General features: G+C 38.7%; 24 protein-coding genes. 9 read left to right on the forward strand and 15 right to left on the reverse strand.

From position 1 onward, the window contains the following. Nucleotides 1–2 precede the first annotated feature (2 nt). Complete coding sequence (locus tag WC707_04230; GenBank protein MFA6066356.1) at nucleotides 3–446, forward strand: thioredoxin family protein; 444 nt, start codon at nucleotides 3–5, stop codon at nucleotides 444–446. Between the two features lie 20 nt (nucleotides 447–466). Here the strand turns inward: WC707_04230 and WC707_04235 are convergent, their stop codons facing one another. The 10 genes from WC707_04235 to WC707_04280 all read right to left on the reverse strand — a co-directional run bounded on the left by WC707_04235 (nucleotide 467) and on the right by WC707_04280 (nucleotide 11,559). After that, a complete protein-coding gene (locus WC707_04235) occupies nucleotides 467–1,393 on the reverse strand; it encodes a hypothetical protein (protein MFA6066357.1) in 927 nt (308 codons plus the stop codon). A gap of 62 nt (nucleotides 1,394–1,455) precedes the next feature. Beyond that, a complete protein-coding gene (locus WC707_04240; protein MFA6066358.1) occupies nucleotides 1,456–2,355 on the reverse strand; it encodes a hypothetical protein in 900 nt (299 codons plus the stop codon). Nucleotides 2,356–2,492: 137 nt separating this feature from the next. Next, nucleotides 2,493–3,188, reverse strand: a complete 696-nt coding sequence (locus tag WC707_04245) for a hypothetical protein (GenBank protein ID MFA6066359.1) — start codon at nucleotides 3,186–3,188, stop codon at nucleotides 2,493–2,495. 167 nt (nucleotides 3,189–3,355) lie between these two features. After that, complete coding sequence (locus WC707_04250; GenBank protein MFA6066360.1) at nucleotides 3,356–4,225, reverse strand: hypothetical protein; 870 nt, start codon at nucleotides 4,223–4,225, stop codon at nucleotides 3,356–3,358. Nucleotides 4,226–4,256: 31 nt separating this feature from the next. After that, entirely contained in the window at nucleotides 4,257–4,631 is a 375-nt protein-coding gene (locus tag WC707_04255) for a hypothetical protein (protein MFA6066361.1), read from the reverse strand. Nucleotides 4,632–4,695: 64 nt separating this feature from the next. Then, nucleotides 4,696–5,250, reverse strand: coding sequence for a hypothetical protein (locus WC707_04260; protein ID MFA6066362.1), 555 nt, complete (start codon nucleotides 5,248–5,250; stop codon nucleotides 4,696–4,698). A 112-nt stretch (nucleotides 5,251–5,362) separates the two neighbouring features. Further along, a complete protein-coding gene (locus WC707_04265) occupies nucleotides 5,363–6,073 on the reverse strand; it encodes a hypothetical protein (protein ID MFA6066363.1) in 711 nt (236 codons plus the stop codon). Between the two features lie 115 nt (nucleotides 6,074–6,188). Continuing rightward, a complete protein-coding gene (locus WC707_04270; GenBank protein MFA6066364.1) occupies nucleotides 6,189–7,223 on the reverse strand; it encodes a hypothetical protein in 1,035 nt (344 codons plus the stop codon). 118 nt (nucleotides 7,224–7,341) lie between these two features. After that, on the reverse strand, nucleotides 7,342–8,922 hold the full coding sequence (locus WC707_04275) for a hypothetical protein (GenBank protein MFA6066365.1): 1,581 nt from the start codon (nucleotides 8,920–8,922) through the stop codon (nucleotides 7,342–7,344). A 111-nt stretch (nucleotides 8,923–9,033) separates the two neighbouring features. Beyond that, nucleotides 9,034–11,559: an AAA family ATPase gene (locus WC707_04280; protein ID MFA6066366.1), complete on the reverse strand. Its 2,526-nt coding sequence runs from the start codon at nucleotides 11,557–11,559 to the stop codon at nucleotides 9,034–9,036. A 227-nt stretch (nucleotides 11,560–11,786) separates the two neighbouring features. Here WC707_04280 and WC707_04285 point away from each other — a divergent pair, with 227 nt between their 5' ends. After that, nucleotides 11,787–11,921 (forward strand): hypothetical protein, encoded by a 135-nt coding sequence (locus tag WC707_04285; GenBank protein ID MFA6066367.1) that lies wholly within the window; start codon nucleotides 11,787–11,789, stop codon nucleotides 11,919–11,921. Here WC707_04285 and WC707_04290 read toward each other — a convergent pair. The 3 genes from WC707_04290 to WC707_04300 are packed head-to-tail and all read right to left on the reverse strand — an operon-like array spanning nucleotide 11,906 to nucleotide 14,041. Beyond that, nucleotides 11,906–12,628, reverse strand: a complete 723-nt coding sequence (locus WC707_04290; protein MFA6066368.1) for an ATP-binding cassette domain-containing protein — start codon at nucleotides 12,626–12,628, stop codon at nucleotides 11,906–11,908. The genes WC707_04285 and WC707_04290 overlap by 16 nt on opposite strands. Further along, nucleotides 12,615–13,268: an amino acid ABC transporter permease gene (locus WC707_04295; protein MFA6066369.1), complete on the reverse strand. Its 654-nt coding sequence runs from the start codon at nucleotides 13,266–13,268 to the stop codon at nucleotides 12,615–12,617. Before WC707_04295 ends, WC707_04290 begins: the two co-directional genes overlap by 14 nt. After that, nucleotides 13,265–14,041: a transporter substrate-binding domain-containing protein gene (locus tag WC707_04300; protein ID MFA6066370.1), complete on the reverse strand. Its 777-nt coding sequence runs from the start codon at nucleotides 14,039–14,041 to the stop codon at nucleotides 13,265–13,267. The genes WC707_04295 and WC707_04300 overlap by 4 nt, the downstream gene beginning before the upstream one ends. Nucleotides 14,042–14,206: 165 nt before the next feature. Here WC707_04300 and WC707_04305 point away from each other — a divergent pair, with 165 nt between their 5' ends. Together WC707_04305 and WC707_04310 are read left to right on the forward strand one after the other, a co-directional pair. Continuing rightward, nucleotides 14,207–15,310 carry a hypothetical protein gene (locus WC707_04305; protein MFA6066371.1) on the forward strand — a complete coding sequence of 368 codons (1,104 nt, stop codon included), beginning with the start codon at nucleotides 14,207–14,209 and terminating at the stop codon, nucleotides 15,308–15,310. Between the two features lie 88 nt (nucleotides 15,311–15,398). Further along, complete coding sequence (locus WC707_04310) at nucleotides 15,399–16,490, forward strand: M48 family metalloprotease (GenBank protein MFA6066372.1); 1,092 nt, start codon at nucleotides 15,399–15,401, stop codon at nucleotides 16,488–16,490. Here WC707_04310 and WC707_04315 read toward each other — a convergent pair. Both WC707_04315 and WC707_04320 read right to left on the reverse strand, forming a co-directional pair. Then, nucleotides 16,478–17,734 (reverse strand): GIY-YIG nuclease family protein, encoded by a 1,257-nt coding sequence (locus tag WC707_04315; protein MFA6066373.1) that lies wholly within the window; start codon nucleotides 17,732–17,734, stop codon nucleotides 16,478–16,480. The genes WC707_04310 and WC707_04315 overlap by 13 nt on opposite strands. Then, nucleotides 17,734–18,279, reverse strand: a complete 546-nt coding sequence (locus WC707_04320; GenBank protein ID MFA6066374.1) for a hypothetical protein — start codon at nucleotides 18,277–18,279, stop codon at nucleotides 17,734–17,736. The genes WC707_04315 and WC707_04320 overlap by 1 nt, the downstream gene beginning before the upstream one ends. A 169-nt stretch (nucleotides 18,280–18,448) precedes the next feature. Here WC707_04320 and WC707_04325 point away from each other — a divergent pair, with 169 nt between their 5' ends. The 5 genes from WC707_04325 (at nucleotide 18,449) to WC707_04345 (ending at nucleotide 21,353) form a co-directional block, all read left to right on the forward strand. Then, nucleotides 18,449–18,817 (forward strand): hypothetical protein, encoded by a 369-nt coding sequence (locus WC707_04325; GenBank protein ID MFA6066375.1) that lies wholly within the window; start codon nucleotides 18,449–18,451, stop codon nucleotides 18,815–18,817. An 88-nt stretch (nucleotides 18,818–18,905) separates the two neighbouring features. Further along, complete coding sequence (locus WC707_04330) at nucleotides 18,906–20,111, forward strand: M23 family metallopeptidase (GenBank protein MFA6066376.1); 1,206 nt, start codon at nucleotides 18,906–18,908, stop codon at nucleotides 20,109–20,111. Nucleotides 20,112–20,132: 21 nt separating this feature from the next. After that, the gene (gene pilO / locus WC707_04335; GenBank protein MFA6066377.1) at nucleotides 20,133–20,714 is read left to right on the forward strand and encodes a type 4a pilus biogenesis protein PilO; all 582 of its coding nucleotides are present in this window, start codon (nucleotides 20,133–20,135) and stop codon (nucleotides 20,712–20,714) included. Further along, on the forward strand, nucleotides 20,711–20,893 hold the full coding sequence (locus tag WC707_04340; GenBank protein MFA6066378.1) for a hypothetical protein: 183 nt from the start codon (nucleotides 20,711–20,713) through the stop codon (nucleotides 20,891–20,893). Before pilO ends, WC707_04340 begins: the two co-directional genes overlap by 4 nt. Before the next feature lie 154 nt (nucleotides 20,894–21,047). Next, entirely contained in the window at nucleotides 21,048–21,353 is a 306-nt protein-coding gene (locus WC707_04345; protein ID MFA6066379.1) for a heavy-metal-associated domain-containing protein, read from the forward strand. Nucleotides 21,354–21,373: the final 20 nt, after the last annotated feature.

Below are 21,373 nucleotides of genomic sequence, written 5' to 3' on the forward strand. Positions count from 1 at the left end.
CCATGAACATTCGTCAATTATATTATTCGCTCATCATCATCGCATGCACATCACATACGGCACTACGCACAGCAGCTCTAGATTTTGGACAGCTTGTTGCACAATCACCCAATCTCAATGCAGCATTTACCACCAACGTATTACAGTCAAGCACGCCGGTAGTAGTAAAATTTTTTATGAAAGGCTGCGGACCGTGCAATCTCATGGGGCCTATTTTTGATAAAGCCGCCGATCTTCTCAACGGCAAAGTTACGCTGATAGGAATCAATCTCAAACTATATCCAAGCGTATCATCGCGATACGGCATCCGCTCCGCACCAACATTTATTTATTTTAAAAATGGCGTAGAAGTTAATCGACACATCGGGCCCAATAACAAAAATACCGGCCAGCGCTGGACCCCCGCAACGCTAGCCGATAACATTTTGTCAGTTTTTGGCTTATAAAAAATTACTTATTAATCTAGTTATTTTTTACGCTTGGCTAAAAAAAAACGCATATGGTCTTTTTTAAACTTACCGGTACTTTCAAAGAATAACTGAGCATCGACCATTTCACACTCAAATCCGTTACTGATAACAATTTGCTGCAATCCTACAGCTATATCATCAGTCAGAGGCAACGCCGACTTTTCTTTAGGATTATACGGGACTTTAAACTCAGAAATATGGCTTGAAATATAGTCCCCTAATTGAAATCTTTTCGTAAAATGCACAAAAAAAGCATCCAAAGACATAGATTCGCCTTGAGATGCGTTAAACCGTACGCGAACAACTTTATCCCCACTTTTTGCAGAATCCTTAAAAAACTCGCATTTAATTTTTTGTTCTAGCGCTTTTACTACCGTTGCCTCAATTTCTTTCCTATCTTGGCGCTCACGCTCAACAGCACCTTCTTCTGCTTTTTTATAATTATCTAATTCTGCTCTAAGCTTATCGTTTTCTTGATTAGCGCTTTGAACAGCTTCAACAATTTGTTTTTTTTGAGCTTCTTTTTCTATTGTCTGCTTGTGATTTAAACAGGTATTTAAATCATACGACCCAGAACCCAAGCCAGCATGCATGAATTTATAAATAAATCGCCCATCTTTACCGACATCTCCTTTTATTGTTAATTTAGGATCTAGGTTATGCGCCAGATCAATCAGAAGAGGTTCCGCAGCATTAAGTTTATTTTGGCACTCATCTTTTTCTTTTTTTACGCGTGCTAATTCAATTTTTTTAGACTCAGCCCACAAACCTGCAAATACACCGCCAACTACCAAAGTTCCCACGCAACCCGCAGCTGCTGCTGCAATAAGCTTGCCGCTTTCATTCCAATCATACCAAGCAGCCTGCGCTCCATGCGGCACCAGCGTGCTACCCATCAAAAACAAAGATAATAACTTTTTCATATAAACATTCTTGTAACGAAATAAACCGACAGCCAACACTACTGCATTAATTAGTTCTTTTTTTACTTGGATCTATAAGCTGATTCGGTGAAATCAAATCTTACCAGAGGATCCTTCACTATCTGCCCAAACCCACCTGAGCTATTTGTATAGCCATTTTTACTCAATACGCCTCCAATAGATTGCGCGCTACTCAATGACAAATACATAGTATGGTTATTGTTGATGAAAGCCTTACCAAGTACCATATACTTTTTTGTATCATTGACATATTTAGTCGCGTAGTGAGTTAATGGCTCATATTGATCTTTACTCATCACAACAGCATAATGATCCACCTTACCATTATCCTCAAAATGCCTACGCTCCAGTCTTAATGGTAAAAAGTGCTCTAATATACTTGCTAAATAAGTCTCTCTTGCAGCGGTGGCTTCAAGCTGTGCTTCTACAACGTCTGCACGTTTTTTTTCTGCACCAACATTCGCAACAAGTTTCTTTTTTTCTTTATACACAATGCTAACAGCTGCAGCAATTTGTTTTTTTTGAGCTTTTACTTCTTCTTCTCGCTGTTTCTTTACTCGAATTTTAAAATCATCCAATTTATGCACAGCTTTAGTTTCAGGGTCTTGATACCCATAAAACATCCCATTAGCCTGTAACGATATTTTTACATCAGCGCCTGTATAGTTATTCACAACATCAAGCAGCTCAGCATTATGTGATGTAAGAGCAACTATTTGTTGATTCTTATTCGTATCAGCAGTTGTATTATTTTGGTTTAATTCTCTAATTTCGCGGTTTTTATAACTATTAACCCACAAACCACCGACGGCAAAAACTCCCACATAGCTCGCAGCTATTGCAATAAGCTTGCCGCTTTCATTCCAGTCATACCAAGCAGCCTGCGCTCCATGCGGCACCAGCATACTGCCCATCAATAATAAAGATAATAACTTTTTCATAAACGTCCCTTATAATAAAATAATATTCAATATGATAATTATGCTAATAAAATATAATAAAATTGATTATAACAAATTCGGCTGGAGTTGAATACTATCAAACTCCAGCCGATAATAAAATTATATTGACGATTTTTTTAAGAAATTGGCTGATAACATTTCTCAAATCCATCTTTAAAACTGAGCTCCTGGCCGACTCCTTGATCATCAATCATTTGGACCATAAAGGGAGAAACTGAACTTTCTGACTCAGAGTGTATATTAAATTCTGTATTCAAAACTAATGTAAGACCGTTTTTTTCAAAAGAATCATCAAAGAATTGTCTAAAAAACCTTCCCTGACAAAGACGAGTATTAATATCATCTGCGCGGGTTGTGAAATCTACCGGCGCACCAGAAACATTAGTGTATTTTATACAACCATTATTATCAAAACCTGTAACTACACCATCGCTTATATTATTCACAAATTCAATGACCATATCAATCTGCTTACGCATTAAACCAATCTTTGCTTGTGCCGATGCCAACTTATCGCGTAGCTCTTCGTTTGATCCATTTAACGCACCTAAAGCACCTGACACATCAGCCTTATCACCCTTTTGTCCAGCATTTTTTTGTGCAAACTCTTGCTTCGTCTTCTCAACAGCAGCATCGATGACCTTATTACTGAAATAACTATCCAGCCTATTAACCAAGAAACCGCCACATGCAAAGGCAACAACCAAACCGGTCAACATTTTGCCATTTTCATTCCAGTTCAATCCAAAAGCCTGCGCTCCATGCGGCACCAGCATACTGCCCATCAATAACAAAGATAATAATTTTTTCATAAACGTCCCTTATAATAAAATAATATTCAATATGATAATTATGTTAAAAAATATAATAAAATTAATTATAACAAATTCGGCTAGAGTTGAATACTATCAATCTCCAGCCGATAATAAAACATGCGCACTATTTATTGTGCAGTAACCGAATCAGTTTCCTGATCAACTTACTTAAAAAGCTCTTCGTATAAAGTTTTAAAGGGCATCTTATCCTCAGTGTTAATATTACTAAACACAAAAGGACAGGGTTTTTCATCTGAATCAGAATTTACATTAAAAGCAATATTCGTAGCCAATTTAAAGCCCCGTTTTTCACTACGCGCATCAATCAAACCTCTTAAAAATTTTCCCTGATCAAGACGAATATTAATTTCTTTTGCAAGGTCGATTGGCCTCATCGCTCTCTCGCGATCCTCGCTTTTCTCGTCTTTCACCATTCTCAGGTAACCATCATTATCAACACATTTCAGCACCCCGTCGTCACCAACCTGCATTCTTGTACCACCGCTTACTCGACTCGCAAAATCAAGGGCCTCAGTAAGCTGGCCTTGTACCAATACTAATGACTTAAGAAGCTTTTGGTTTTCTAACTCCTGCGACAGCTTATCCGAATCATCAGCCGCATTACCCTTTTTTTGTCCAGCATTTTTTTGTGCAAACTCTTGCTTCGCCTCCGCAACAGCAGCATCGACGGCCTTCTTTTTCTGCTTATTCGCTTCCTCGAGCGCCTGCGCAACAGCTTCCTCGAGCGTCTGCGCAACAGCAGCATCGATGGCGTTCTTCTTCTCCGTCTCCGCATCCGCTAGCGCCTGCGCAGCAACAGCAGCGAGCTTCAGCGCAACAGCAGCATTGATATCTATCTCTTTCTGCTTATTATTGAAATAACTGTCCATCCTATTAACCAACAAACCACCACATGCAAAAGCAACAACCAAACCGGTCAACTTGCCATTTTCATTCCAGTTCAATCCAAAAGCCTGAAGGCCTTGGGACAAGGTCATAGAGACCAGCGCACAAGCTAATATAAACTTTTTCATATACATTCTTTCATGTTAAAATTTTCAAACACTATTTTTCTGGTGAAACCAGCTGAAACAGAGTAGCATCTTTTTTACCTTTAAACTCTGCGACAACTACGCGATCAGCCTCGTAAAATGCACCATTTTTAAAAATGCCAGCATATGCTTTTTCCGCTTCTGTTTGTTTATCCACATTCGTGAAAAACATATGGCCGTCGCTATTTTTTTCAAAACACTGAGCAAATTGCTCACCCGCTTCAGCTTTTGCTTTATATTTCGAACACCGCACCTCAGAGAAAATCCATCCGCCGGCCAAAGCCACCATGACAGCTGTTGCAACTTTATTTTCGGTAAACCAATTCGCCTGCACGTTGCTAGAAACGAGAACAGAACCCATAACCAATGCTAATACCATCTTTTTCATATAGAAACCTTTTATAAAATATTAAACAAACAAAAAAAATATCGATTTATTTTGTATCACCATCTTATTTCGTAGCTTTTCGCTTCCATTCCATAGAGACACCAGGAGTCGGTTGCTCTACAATTTTAAACATATTTAATGCGTAAAACGATGGCTTACTTTTTTCATCCGCTGCTTGCTTCAGACTCCAAATAGTATCAGGCAACAATTCAGCGAGCTCTTGAGCTATCGGATCTTTTTTTTCGCCATTATTATTAAATTGAAGAAGAGTAAATGGCGATATTAACGATATAATTCTCTTAAATTTTGCAATTTTAAGTTGACGCGTTAGGCAACCTGCACATAAAGTAGCACCATTTTCAATTCTCAAGTTGTCATTAGCTCTTTGCGACCTTAAGAAAGCGTCTTTATAAGTGTCAGCATCTTTTTTATTATTCCCAGCATCGCGCCCGTATTTCAAAGCAAATCCGCCAAGCAATACACACCCACAAAAAGAAGCGGCCATCAATCCGGCCACTAAATTTTTATTATTAGTAATAATGTCATCATACCAAACAGCCTGAAGGCCTTGGGACAAGCTCATAGAGACCAGCGCACAAGCTAATATCAATTTTTTCACGTAGAAACCTTTTATAAAATATTAAACAACTTATATTAAAGAAAATTATTAATAAGCATATCAAATATAAACTCATATTGATACACGATTTTCACGAACAATTATTTCAAAATCAATTAACAGATGTACTTGAAAGCTTTTCCAACTGAGACTCAAAATTTTCGCGTAGAAAACTAAAATGCGCATGATTAGATGCATTATCGCTGCCACATTTTTCCTCACCGCCCATACATCCTCCCTCGGTTCTAAGGGAGACGCAATCACAAGCATTCATTAAATCTAGCCGGCGCCTATCCTGATCCATCAAACACTCATCCAAACGATTCGGTTTAAAGAACACTCTAACTGCTGGGGCAAAGGCTTCTACAAATGATGCGTACGACCTAAGCATCCCAACCAATTGCTGATTTTTCTTATTGCTTTCGCGAATAAGCGCATTAAGATTACATCTTTCCTCAAACGTGTCTTTACGTTCATTAGCCAAATCTTTTTCAACCTTACCAAGCCGCCTCTTTAGATCAATGTTTTCTGATTCTCGAGTATCAATCTGTCGATTCAATTTGATAATGCTTTCTTCGCAACTCGTATGATCAACTGATGCTGAATCTTTATTTTTTGATGGCACAACAAGAGCATTGCGCTGGCCGGCCTGGTAACACAAAATGCCGCCACCGAATACCGCTAAACCGAAAATAGTATAAACCACAGGTTTATTATCTGACATGCTTCTGAAAACAGAATCAACCCATGTGTGCCAATCGGCCTGCGCATGAGGGGATATGAGCAGAGAGCCCATAACAAGCGACAATATAACTTTTTTCATAAAAACTTTTTTTAATGTGTTAAAAATACAACGTCCCACGTACGCAAACGGCGCGCGTCGGCTCATCACCAACGCGCCGATATTTGTTTATTAACAAAATTATTAATAACTTACCTTAATCAACATCATTGACTTTAGAAAAGCTGATTCTTTCAAGGCCATCACGACGAAGCACTCCATCGCCACCAAGATTAACACTAATGGCTCCACAGCCCTTCGCAAGCGCGCCAAATTCTGTAGCTTTTGTTGCAGCGTGATACAACACAAGACCGTACGATACCACACCATGCCCAAGCCTCAGCTGCTTATTCATCTCTGGCGCATTTTTTTCATAATGAGCCAAAAGATCATTCTGACGCTTTATTGCATCAGCTTCAGCGTCAGATTTTTTTGCAAAAGACGTTTCAGCAGCGAATGTCGTCAAAATCGCTATACAACGAGCTATTACACCCTCACGATACTGCAATTGACCTTCAAGCTCACCTTTCTGTTGCTCAAGTCCTTCTTTTTCTTTGCTCAAAGCATCCCGAGCGATCTTCAATTGATCGAGCTCACCTCGCATCTGGCCAAATGCTTCAAGATCTTTATCCTTTTGAGCAATTTTCCCTTGTAATACTGATTTTTCGTCCTTAACAGCCTTCAAATTACTTTCAAATAGCTCTTGCGATTTCACATGTTTCACATTTGCGGAGACCAGATTCGTATTCTGCTGTGAGAGCTCACGGCATTTTGTTTTCTCAGTCCCAAGCTGCTTATCCAGGCTTGCGGCCTGACTCTCAAGTTTACTTTTCTCTTGCACCCACTCATCCTGATGCGTTTTGAAGCTTGCATTGCAATCGGTAATTTTTTGCAATGCAGTTGTTTCTGCTTTTTGCAACTTCTCAATTTTTTCCTTGCATTCTGTATGGACATCAGCAGCTGGGCCTGCATCTCGAACTTCCACAACAGTCTGACGCGGGCCAAACGCATAACCAATGCCCCCACCAACCAATACTGAAACCGCCGTTGCGCCGGCAAGAGTATAAAGTACGGGCTTATTGGACATCATGCTGTGAAAAGCCTGATCCATCCAAGCCGGCAATTCAACACCATGCACGTTAGGAGAAAATACCATAGAAACCATAATTACTGACAATATAACTTTTTTCATAGAAACTTCTTTTTATTTTAAAAATACAATATACACGATCTAACTGTGTATATTGTATCAGATAAGAATTTTATGTTAACAATTAAGCGCACAAAATAAAAAACGCGTCTTAATTAACCTACTGAAGATTTGCGCCTGGCGTCAAAGTCAAGATTCTTTCTCTATCACTTGGAAAAAACCAAACCCTATCATCACGCCGCCATCCAAGTCCTTGAGCATTTTTTGCAAACTCGCTTCGAACAGAATCGTTCCACTGGCATCCAGGAGTCAATCTAACATATATAGCTGCAACTCTAGAGTCGTAAAACCATGCGGTTGCTTTTTTCAGCTTTTCTAGCTCACCCTGCAAACTCTTTTTTTCTTGAGCTTCTCGCTGAAGACCAGCTTCTATTCCGGCTATAAATACTTCAACTTGTTCCAATTTGTTCGACATGCCATTTATACATTCTACATACAAAGCATTTGATTCTCGCATATCTCTTAAATTGATCTGCTGATCAGCGCACGTATTTATTAGACTGTTATTCTCTTCCTGCACGCGATTTACTTCCGCCTCCAGCAAATCCATTTGCTCTTTATTAAGATTATCTCGCACATTAAAATCATGGTTCATTTTTTCCAGAAGCAGAGCAGCATCTTTTTCAGAGGCGCTTGTTATCTTTAAGTTCCGCTGAAGAACTTCGATTTCCCATCTTAATCTCAGTATCTCACGTTGCCGAAATAGTGATTCTCTGTTCGCGTCCGTTAATCTCCCACGAAGATTAGTCATCATGGTAGATCTGAATTGATCATTGTTAAAATATGAATTACAAGCAGCCCTATAAGTTTCAGTATGCATCTTCTGTTGATTCAGTTCATTCTGCAAATCAAAATTACGATTCCCAAGTCGCTTATTTTGCTTTTTGAGCTTATCTAAAGCTGCTTCTTTTTGCGCCAACAATTGCTCCTGGCTAGAAATATGCACCGCATTAAGGTCACAAACTTTTTGAGCCTCCACCAGATTACGCTGCAAAGCAGCCACGTCTGACTCCAGTCGCTGTCGCAATTGATCACGACCAGCTTGAATAGCACTAACTTCACGCTTACTTATCTCTAACGCCTGCCTATTAGCTCTTTTAAGTTTTTTATAAGTTTTCAATAATTTAGAATACTGAATATCACGTTTGTGAAAATTTTTGCGCGCAATAATTAAATCGTTTTCCAAATTATTGCAAATATCGAACGATACCTGAAGCATAGAAGCGCACATACGGTCAAGTGGCGCCGATTCAGCCGCTGTTAGCAATTGCTCTGTAAATTTATCACAAACTAATTTCTGCGCGATGCTCAAATTTTCAGGGGAAACAGGATAAAGTTCCGCCAAGCTCTTAGCCGAAACATTTTGAAACTCTGACCGGCCTCCAACATTTTGGTTTAAATCACCAGGAATAGGTAGTGCGTCTGCCGTTACGCTATTTCCTGTAAAATGCTCAGGATTTTGTTTCTTAGCCTGAGTCAACTGAATGCGAAGAGCTGCACTCTCTCTGTAGTTAAATACCCCAAATGAAACACCGATCACAGTGGCCACACCCATGAAGCCGACCATAAATTTTGGATTGTTATCACAAAAATCATACACAGGCTGTAACATAAATGACGCCGTGGCGCCGTGAAAGCTGACGAGAAGCGTCAGACACAATATTGAATATAACTTTTTCATAAAATTCCCCCAAAAAAAACAAGCGTACCCGCCCCAATAATAAAAAAAGTATACCAGATTTCATATAAATGACAATCTGATATACTTTGATTTTTAATTCTCGTCTTAAAATTACTCTATAATAATAGAATCTTGCTTAAGAGAAATAGTTACCGTTTTTGCAGTAGGGTTTTTGAGTAAATAAGCAGAGAGTGGGACACCGACATGCTGCTGGATGGCGCGCTTGAGTGGACGAGCGCCGAACTCTTTTTCATACCCCAGTTGAGCAATTTTAGCGATAACCTCCGGAGTAATATGCAAAACTATCTGCTTTTCTGCCAGTCTTTTTTGCAATTGGGATAGCTGTAATGCCGCTATTTTCACAACATCGTCCTGAGTGAGCATTTTGAAAAATGCTATGCCATCGATACGGTTTAAAAATTCCGGCTTAAATGCTTTTCGTAATAAGCTTTCTATAGATTTTTTGACAGTATCATTAATGGCGCCTGCTTCCAGAATAATATCAGACCCAATATTAGACGTCATAATAATAATAGTATTCTTGAATGACACGGTCCGCCCCTGACTATCGGTCAAATGCCCCTCATCCAAAATTTGTAAAAAAATATTAAAAACATCTGGATGAGCTTTTTCGATCTCATCAAATAAAATAACCGCGTATGGCTGCTTACGTACAGCTTCAGTCAATTGACCACCTTCTTCATAGCCAACATAGCCCGGAGGAGCGCCGATAAGCCGCGCAACGGCATGCTTTTCCATATACTCTGACATATCAATTCTGATCAGTTTTTTTTGATCATCGAAGAGAAATTCCGCAACGGTTTTGGCCACTTCTGTTTTACCAACACCCGTAGGTCCTAAAAACAAGAATGAACCAATGGGCCGATTGGGATCAGTGAGACCAGTTCTATGCATCAAGATCGCATGTGCAATCTCTGCAATCGCTTCATCCTGGCCAATCACACGTTCTTGCAGCGTTGACTCCATAGCAAGCAATTTTTTGGTCTCATCACTCTGCAGCTTATCTGCAGGGATACCGGTCCAACGGGATAAGACTGCGGCAATATCGGACTCATCAACTTCTTCTTTTAATAATTTTTTTGGCAAAGCATCCACGATAGTCTGCTGATGAGCAAGATCCTGCTGCAACTTAACCATTTTGCCATATTTAATTTCGGAAGCCTTGGCAAAATCACCCTCCCGCTCTGCCTGCACAAACTGATTATGTGCCGCTTCCAACTGCTCTTTAATAGTATTAATTTTTTCCAGCGGCGCTTTTTCTGCCTTCCATTGGCTTAATAAGAGAGCGTTGCGCTCTTTAAGGTCGCTCAATTCTTTTTCTAATTCTTGTAAACGTACATGAGCCGTGCCATTTTTTTCTTTAGAAAGTGCAACTTTTTCAATCTCTAGCTGTCTAATTTTGCGCTCAAGTTGATCAATTTCTTCCGGCTGAGAATCTATAGACATTTTGACCATGGCAGCAGCTTCATCGACCAAATCTATTGCCTTATCAGGCAAAAAGCGATCACCAATATTTTTTGATGATAGGATAACTGCGTCAACGAGCGCCTGGTCTTTTATTCTAATGCCGTGATGTAATTCATAGCGCTCTTTTAGCCCGCGCAAAATAGAGATTGCATCATCAATGGTCGGCTCTTCAACTAATACTTTTTGAAAACGGCGCTCCAAAGCAGCATCTTTTTCTATATATTTTTTGTATTCTTTGAGTGTCGTTGCGCCAATACAGTGTAGTTGCCCACGCGCAAGTGCAGGCTTTAATAAATTAGACGCATCCATGCCGCCACCGGTAGCACCAGCACCGACCAGCATATGTAATTCATCAATAAATAAAATAATATTATCAGAGCTTGTTTCTATTTCTTTCAAAACGCCCTTAAGCCGCTCTTCAAATTCCCCCTGATACTTGGCGCCGGCTATTAAGAGCCCGAGATCAAGCGCATACACAGTATTATTTTTTAAGCTTTCTGGGATATCATTATTAATAATACGCTGCGCAATACCTTCTACAATTGCCGTTTTTCCCACACCCGGCTCACCGATAAGCACCGGATTGTTCTTGGTTCGACGGGACAGGATTTGAATAACGCGCCTAATTTCTTCACTGCGACCTATAACCGGATCAAGTTTGCCATCCTTTGCCTGCTGCGTCACATTTTGGCAATATTTTTCTAAGAGCTGGTACTGACTTTCTGCATTTTTGTCTTTCACGGTTTTTCCTTTTCTGATCGTCTGTATGTGATTGAGTAATACAGCGCGACTAACTGGTAATAATTTTATTTCTGCAAGAACAAGCATAACATGCTCAAGACTGATAAAAGAATCCTTCAAAGTATCTGCTTCTTTTTTACATGCAGCAAAAAAATTTTCTAAGCTTACATCTGCGGTTAACTGCGCACCTTCAACATGCGGCAGCTTATTTAATTCTGCTGTAGAAAGATCTGTGAGTTGCTTAAGAGGCAGGTGTACTAACGCATAAACCGACCGACAAAACTCCTGCGATAGCGTTGCGATAAGAATGTGGAGTGGCATGAGAGTAGGATTTTTGTGCTCATGCGCGAGCATGATCGCCTTGTTTACTAATTCTTGCGTTGCTGTTGTAAATTGTTCTGTATTCATAGGCAACTCCTGTAAAAAAATATAAGAATAGTTTATATACTATTGTACTCTTTTGGCCCATCATAGCCAATACATCACCTTGGCTATATAACCAAGAAATACGATGTATTATAGATAAAAAAACAATCACAGCATTTTATCCCAATGCAAAAAATTATCTTTTTGACTCCAGGGCACACGGGACAGAAAAACCAGGATCGAATGTTGCAATTGACGTTGGATTTCGCATGGATATTCATCAATGGCAATTTTTATGGAACTTGCTTGACGCCCTGCCAACAGCACAAAAAATTGATCTTGTTGATATAAACAGATTGCCCAATGATATGCGTCAAGCAATCCTATTTTATACAAAAGCTTGAATAGCGGGGTGTTGGGGGAGTTGGTCAAGGCCGTCGCAGAATTCTATAATGCGACCAGACTCGAGATAATAAACGCGGTCAAAAACTTTGCGCACAAAACCCATGTCCTGACTAGAAAGCCCAATAGTAAGACCATTTTTTGCCAAAGAAAGTAATATGGCGACCAAAATATCAGTATTAAACGGGTCAAGAGACGCCGTCGGCTCATCAAGTAATAAAATGCGGGGATTTAAGCATAATGCCCGGGCGATGGCAACACGCTGCTGCTGACCACCAGAAAGCTCCGATGGATATTTATCAACAAAATCTTGCATTTCTAGCCGCTGCAAAATAAAAAGTGCTTGCTGCCGCGCTTGAAAATAATACGTACCATGAACAATTTGATGCAATGGCATGTCATGAACCAACAACGGGTCAATGCAATTTTCTATAACAGTCATGTGGGGGAATAAATTAAAATCTTGAAAAACATAGCCTATTTCTTCTGATCGTTGGCGATGCGTCAAGCCACTCAATTGCTTATCATTAATAATAATCTGGCCTTGAGTTATGGGCATAAGGCCGACCAAAGACTTAAGTAATGTTGTTTTGCCAGCACCACTTTTACCAATAAAACTCGTAATGCGTCCCGGCACCAACGTGCAAGAAACATTGTTAAGAAGCGTATTTTTTTTTACTTGGACGGTCAGGTTATTAACGATTACCATGGATAGTCTTTCGTTCACTATATATTAATAGTACATGCAAAATTGCCGAAAAAAATAAATAGATACACGCAATCATAAGATAAACCGGAAGAGGATTAAGCTCACGAGAAATAATGTTCATGCCCGTGCGCGTCAGTTCAGTTACGCCAATAGTTGCCAACAAAGACGTGCTCTTTAATAACTGTTCAAACTCTCCAAACAGTGCGGGCAAAATTGCTTTAAACAACTGTGGCAACATGACACGACGTAACGCGTGATAGAGCGGATACCCCAATACCATACACGCATCCCATTGACCACGCGGGATTGCATTAATTCCGGCACGAATAATTTCGGCAACGTAACCGCTAGAACAAAAAGCAAGCGCGCCCGTTGCTGCGACAAAACCAGAAATTTTGAACCCAAATAGCGCGGGAATAACAAAATAAGCAATTAAGATATGTACATAAGCAGGAATACCTTTGGCAATAAACACATATATACGTATAAATATACTCAGCTTGCGTAGCGCCAGTCGGCGACTTATTAATACACCTAAAATGGTACCAACCAATAAGCTAAAAAAACCTGCAATAAGCCAGGCCGCTATGGTGACCATAACGCCATGCACTATCAGAGGGACATAGGGTGCAAGACTCACGCAATACCCCACTTTTCTTCATACTTTTTAAGAGTCCCATCCTGTTGCAGAGCGACAATAGCACGCTCTACTTGATTAATTACGTCTTTATTTTCTGGGAGTATGGCAATACCAATACCCTCGACCTGATCTTCAGGAGCCAATGGCACATCAAGCGTTACAATTTCTGGATATTTGTTTTTAAATTTTTTTGCAATAGCAGGTTCAACAAAAGCTGCAGCGGCTTTACCGTACTGAATATTAAGCAGCGCATCATCAATTCTTTCTGTTGGCAATACGTTAATGTAATATTTTGCTAAAACTGCTTCCTGTGATGATCCCGGCTCAACGCAGACCGTTAGGCCCTTCATATCTTCTATGCTTTTAATAGCGCCAGGAATAGCCCCCCAAAAAAGAAGAGGATAAGACGTCACCAGCTCACCCTGATACCGCACCATAGCTACACGCTTAAGACGCTCTTGAGTAATCGATAAACCCCACATAATCGCATCAATACTGCCTTGGTTAAGAGCCATAAAAAGGGCGGTCATGGAACCTAGATCTAGCAACTCAAGCTTTTTACCCATTTTTTGAGCTAATGCATGTGCTACATCGATATCAAAGCCTTCATACTCATTATGTGTATTAATACTGATAAAGGGTGCGTAACCAGAAGCCACACCTATAGTAAGGATATTTTTGGGGTTAGGTTGCGAAACGCGTGTAAAGAAGAGATACATGCCGCAACCAATAACCAGCGCACTTACCAGCGCTAGAATTATTTTTAATTTCATGAAAGTCCCATAATAGAAATATTTTGCTCAATTAACAGCTCTTGGTAAAATTCTAACAAAAACCCCCAGTAATTCAAATATAAGCCACGAAAAACTTGACATTTATCTTATATAAGTTACAATTAGAAATTATAACAAAAAAATAATTACATTATTGGGAATAATATGATGAAATATGTTTATAGCTTACTACTCTTATTAACAACAATTACGAGCGTCCAAATTATGGGCATGAATCCTCATTTAACACCCCCACAAATTGAAATGTGCGAGAAGATTAAAAATCTTAACGTATCAGATACGCATAATGTCCCCACAGAAGAATATAAGAATACTGCTCGAGAACTCATAAAGCATGATTTATCTATCGAGATATGCGTACAACGCCGCGTAGAAGAAGAAAGAAATAAAGCCCGTGCAAAGCTTGAAAAAGAATTCAAAATTGCACCCAATTGGGAAGAACATGATGTTCGTGTACAAAAAAAATGCTCCGAACAAGCACAACATGCACATGTTACGTTTGACCCATCAGTTCCACAAAAAGATGTCGAATTTATCAACAAAATTATTGAAAAAAACAACATAAAGCTCCCATTGCGCGTAGAAAAAAAAGATTCCAAAGCAAATCCTGAAATAGGTCTTATGGAAGATGGAAAAACTTTTATCTTAACACTCACTAAGCAATATGATCGTCACAGCACAGAAGCCCAAGAGGGACTATTATTACATGAATTTACTCACGGAACACGAGGCCATGACTATTATATGGATGAAATTCGAGAAGAACTTAAAAAACAAGCCCTAGCTTATCAAAATGCCAGAATAGAGGCTGAGCGAGGAGACACGAGAACACCATTTCGTACATTATTTTGGATACGCAATCAACATAGTGCAGAAATTCTTGCAAAAGCTCGTGAGGAAGAAGAACGATACTATGCAAAGATCGCAAAACTACAAGAAAATCCAGCATATTTAGCGCATGCGCGATCCTTAGAATTTGAAGCAGACATGGGTCCGACTGCGCAAGGAACTCTTGAAAATGCACGCGCTATGGCATGCAAGACAAGAGAAGTTGTCACAATAACTCCGTTATCAGAAGTTAATAAACAATCAAAACATCCTGCACCACTACAAATGATGTATGATGTAAAACGAATTGTACTACTTAAAGAAGCTGCAGAAGATGTGCGTAATAAAACTGCACAAACAAATACACCAAAACCTAAAGGTGATGCGTATTTTTCACAATTCAATAATCAATTTGAGTAAATGATAGTTCTACTCGACAAAAAAATGTGTAAGTGCATAATATAAACGCACATCAAGCACTTACACCATCATTTGAGTAAAATTTATTATGAAATATATATATAGTTTGGTTTTTCTGTCGGTAGCAAACCCTCATATTATGAGCATGAGTTTAACCGAAAAGCAGATTGCCGCGTGCAATAAAATCAAAAATATCAATCCCCTAGAACAATACGTAAATCCTACATCAGAATATAAACAGACAGCTCTACTGCTTCACCAAAATAATGTATCAACCTGCACATGTATGCGCTATTTTATTGAAGAAAAAACGAAACGCGCCCATAAAGCGCTCGAAAAAGAGTTTGAAATTACTCCCCATTGGCAAGAGCATGACAGAACGATTGCCGCAATGCGCGCAGAAGACGTACGCAATGCGCAATTAATTTTTCATCCATCTCTTCCTCAACACGAGGGTGAATTAATACAAAATATGATTCAAGAAAAAAATATACAACTACCACTGTATGTAAAAAAAAGTAATTCCAACAGATCATGTTATATAGGCTTAAGAAGGTTAATACCACAAAACACAAGAATATTTAAATTAGCTCTAACGCATAGAGATTTCGATAATTGTAATGAGCAGGAAAAAATAGGAACATTGTTGCATGAACTTAAGCATGCAGAACAATCTCACCTCTATTACGAAATAGCGCTAGCACAGGAACTTCAAAAGAAGGCCGAATTTTACAAAAAAAATCGAGTACAAGCCTATGATGACTGCCAACAAGGCAATATAATTCGTAAAATATTAAACATAAAAGATAAAAATGCCGAACAGATCTATATACAGACAGCTCAACGCGAATCATGGTATGAGCAAAAAGTTAAAAACTTAAAAAGATCGCCGTCGTATTTAAAATTTAGCCGTTCTCAAGAAGCTGAGGCCGACCGCATTCCGGCTGCATGTGGAACCTGTGAAGATGCACGCGCCATAACAAGCATGACAATAGATATTTTTAAAACAACACCAGCAAGAAATGCGCACAAACAATCAACACACCCCTCTCCTGTAACAAGAATAGAATGGGCAATGCGCATTAAGGGGGTTAAAGAAGCTGAAGAAGCTTTGCGTATAAATGAGCCGGAGCGTAAAATTAATATGTATTTCTCAAGAACAACCAATCAATTTGAGTAAGACTTTTTGCGCAGCAGTTTGTGATAACTAATGGCAAAATGGTGCGCATAATCGCGCAAAGCAATAATGAGTTGGCCAAGATGCGTTTGCACATCAAGCACCAAACCTTCGGGATGAAAATCTGTAAATAATGTTTCTTCTCGCTTTGCAATACTAATGCACGGAATCTGTGGGAAAATATGCCGAACGGCATTGCGCTGTCCTTTGCCACCATCAATAAGAATAATATCAGGAAAATCCCCCAATTTATAACGGCGTTGTACAATTTCTTGCAACGCTGCATAATCATTTTGCCCCGTCAATGAGCGAATTTTAAACCGCCTACATTTATTTTTATCAGGTCGTCCATCAACAAACCGTACACAAGAACCAACAATATGCGTACTTTGAAAATGGGATATATCAAAGCAATCTATAGACTGCGGTAAAACAGGCAGATCAAGCAACTCTTGCAATGCACTTAACCCCTGCATGAGTTCATCATCAGGGCGCCGCAATGGTGATGTTGCATACATCACTTCTTGTGCATATTTTTTTTCGGTAAATCCTGTTTTTATAGTCGCAAAAATTTTGTCTATATTTTGTAAATATATGCTCAACGTTCTTGCTTTTTCAAATTCCAAATTTTTTATATACACACGCATCTGCTGCTCTATAGTTTTTAAAAACGCAGCATGATTGCCTTCAAAAGCCTGCAGAGCCAATTCTAACCTAATTTTATAATCGGTAAGATCAAAATCAATTTTACAACTGCCTGCACAATTGCCCAAGTGATATTCTAAACATCCGCCAGGTATTTTGACCGCACACATCTGTAATTTAAATGTTTTGAGCAAATAATCATATGTAGAACGAGCTTCTTTTTTATGTAAAAAAGGGCCGAAATACTGACCCTTTTCTTTTTTAACACGAACAAGTTTTATTTCTGTCGGCGTAAATAGAATATACAAGAATGGGTTACCAGATTTTAACAACGTATTATATTTTGGTTTAAAATCTTGAATCAGTTGCGCTTCTAATAACAATGCTTCTATTTCATTTTTGGTGATAATGCATTCTATCGTGACATGTTCTTTAATTAACTCTGCCACCTTCCAGTCATCATTTTTATTTCTAAAATATGACTGTACGCGATTTTTGAGCGACTTTGCTTTTCCCACGTACAGAACAACATTGTGCGCATCTTTAAAAATATACACGCCGGGCAATCGCGGAATGTTTTTTATAACTTCTTGCACGCTCATTAGCCTAACTCATTTACGTGAGAGATATTTTCTGCACCTACGAAAGCATATCCATTAATATCTGGCCTAATCCCAAAATAGTGATGGTGATGATGATGGTGATGGTGATGGTGCTCATATCTATGAATAATAACTTGCGTATCAGGAACGGGAGCACCAGTTGATTCGAATACTTTTTGTTGCGGCGGGTAAATATAGTGATAGCCTTTTTTTATTCCTGGCCACACGACAAAATAACACCCACATAAAATAATGGCGACATGCCATGGATTCATCAAATTAACTTGATCGGCCAGCAAAGCAGCATATCCTTTGGAGTTGTTAATATTTGCACCAACATTTCTAAAAGTAAACGCCGCTTGCGCAAACGCATCACCTAAAGAGCGTTGGAATGGAGTATCGGCTTTAGCAGTACTGAGGTATATACAAACAGGAGCAAGCGTAATAAAAGGCGCGGCGACAGCATCACGAAGAGTGTACATAGCATAAGAAGACGAAGTGCATAGCATGAGCAAAAAGCCCACACGTAAAATATAATATTTCATTATGAACCTTTTTCTGTAAATGCATATTTCTTATGGGTATTATAAGTAACAACACCCATTTTGTAAATGTAATGCCTCAATTGCCCCTTGCGCAATGCCCCAAAAACCTTTAATATGTGATGTTTGAAATATTATAATATAATCATCGTATTTTTTCGGAGTTCATTTTATGAAAAAATTATTCTTTTTTTCCCTCATGCTTCTTGGAAGCAACGCACATGCTGTACTTGAAAAATTTATTTCAGGCGTCGGTAGCGAAAAAGCTACTAAGCTATTATTATCAGCAAAAACAGACTCAAAACTCCGTACAATAAAAAAATGTCCAACATACTGTGAAAAAATACTATATGCACAAGATGAATTGGGCTTAGAGAATGAACAAGCTCAATTTTTAATTGCAAAAATTAAAGGCGCACATCACGTTGTACGCACTGAAGGAATAGAAGCATACAGAAATAAAGGCATTAGCGATAGTAAATCAAAAAGCATGATACAAAATAAAATTGCACAGCAAGCAATACAATCTTCTCAAAAATAATAAAGTCGCAATTTACCTTATCCGTAAAAAAAGTTATAATTTTTTTATTAATTCTTAAAAAAACTTAATTTTATTACAGAGAATAACTATGGCATTTCGGATAAAGGTAATGGTATTAATTCCCGCGATCGCGATTGCGACATGGGCTAGTTGGAATACATATAATTATTTTTTTGATACAACAAATCCAGTGGTAACACTGACAGGTATCGAAACAGATGAACACTATGCAGGTGATATCACCTGCATAGTAGATGGAAGCGATGACTACAAGGTCTACGATATTTCTGTTTTTTTAGATAATAAAGTGCTGGTTGGGCATCATAAAATTAATAGATCATCATTTCAATATTCATTTCCTGTCGCAACAAAAGTATTAACTTCCGGCAAGCATATTTTAAAAATAACTGTTCAAGATGGATCATTTAATAAAAACTCGACCACCAAAGAAGTGCCTTTTTTTGTTGACAATTCACCGATTCAAGCAGCTTTTATAAAAAGCGACGCGGATCTTAAAGTCTTTCAAGGCAGAACACTTCATCTTCAATTTCAGATGAATAAAGAAATAAAATCAGCCGTAGCACGCACACTTGCACAAACATATACATGCGTACCAGAAGCGCCAAATTCTCTTATTTATGAATGCTTTATACCAATAAAAAGCGATGAGATTCCTAATGAATACCTCATTCATCTTGATATTATCGACAAAGTAAATAATACGTTATCAGTTGATAATAAATTTCATATCGTGATGTATCCTTTCAAGAAACAGCAACTCACCCTTAATACCGAAAAAATAAAACTTGAAAATGAACTTGGTTTGAGCGAGCGGCAATTAGAAGCAGACTTGGAAGAAGCAACGAGAAAATCTCCTGCGACAAAATTGTGGCAGGGCAGTTTTTATGTTCCCTGTGACATGAAAGGCATTTCGACAGAATTCGGCACCCTCAGAACAACTCAGGAACGAGGCAAGTATCCACATAATGCAATTGACCTTTTAGGCGCCCCACGCAGCGTTGTATGGGCAACACAAGATGGTATTATTACGATAAAAAATCGATACGCACATAGTGGCAACACCATTGTTATTGATCATGGATGCGGCATATTATCATTATTTTTTCATCTAGAAGATTTTGCACCACTCAATGTTGGCGATAAAATAAAAAAAGGTAAACCAATCGGAACGCTGGGCATGACAGGGTACGCCAGCGGCTATCATCTGCACTGGGGATTGCGCATTAATAATATTGATGTCGACCCAATGCAATGGACAAGGCATGATTTTTAATCAAAAAAAAGAGAGTAATAAGTGTTTTTCATTCCAAGAGGCAATAAGCTGTATTGTATTATAGCGCGCTGGCCATCATACGCACGATACGCCATTGTAAGCTTGTTTTTCATTATCATCGTACTTGCATGGTGGCTGATTGCCTACGTGCCGTTGCGTGAAAATTGTAAGATGTATAAGAACGAAATCGCTCTCTTGTCTGGCGCAAAAAAAATTACCGATATTATGCAGCAATGTACGGCTATTTCCCACGAGATTGATAGTCTTGCCCAATCAATAGAAATAACCGCACGCAAAAAAAAGTTTTTGTCCCATCATGATATCGCACGAGAAATTATTATCATGCTCACTACAAGTGGAATCATGATAGAATCTATCGAAGTGGGCAACTTGATCAAAAAAGAATTTTATTCGCTCGCTCCGATTACATTGAGCATACGTGGAAGTTTTTATGTATTGATGCATTTTATAACATCAGTGTCAGAACTGGGGCCTATGGCATCATGCAGTTACTGCAAAATGACTACTATAGAAAACAACAACCTTGCCTGCACATGCGTTATTCAATCTTGTTTAATCACGATTAATGAAAGTACGCTATGAAAAATGCATTATGCATGTATGTTATGTGTCTTGCTTTGCGCAACCCATTCGCCTATGGACCTCATGAGAATGTGGTTGGAGTAGGAGCATTTTTATGTGACAATACACAGGTGTCTGTTATTCAAGAAGGAACGGATATTAAGATTATAACACGGGCTAAAAAAAGCCCTTCAACTTAAGATTAAGCTGAAGGGTTAGGGGGGTGAACAGTACAAAAAGCACTGTTCATTTGGGGACATTGTATAATATTTTTTAATTTTCATGATCGTAACAACCTATAATTAACTTGTCAAGCTTGATGGTGGAAAAAATAAAATGCGCTTCTTTTTTTTTATGTTAACATTAATGATTACGGTCACTGGCTGCGGCAAATTGCACAAAAAAAAACAATTACCCCGTACAGAGATCACTCACAGCCTTACGATATCTGTTGAAGGAGTTGAATGCGAACGGTGTGCACAAGACGTCACACTCGCTCTCAAAAAAGTTCCTGATGTAACCCATGTAGAATTTATTGTTAAAAATGGTAACTATGAACAGGGGCACTTTGCAATTACGCATGTACACAAAGACCAAAATCTTGAAAAAAATATACAAGCGGCTGTAAAAAAAGAAGGCTTTGCTATACTAAAAAAATAGTCTCTCATTTTCTTAGATGC

The organism is Candidatus Babeliaceae bacterium (assembly GCA_041660765.1).
In the GTDB taxonomy this organism is placed as follows: domain Bacteria; phylum Babelota; class Babeliae; order Babelales; family Babelaceae; genus JBAZVR01.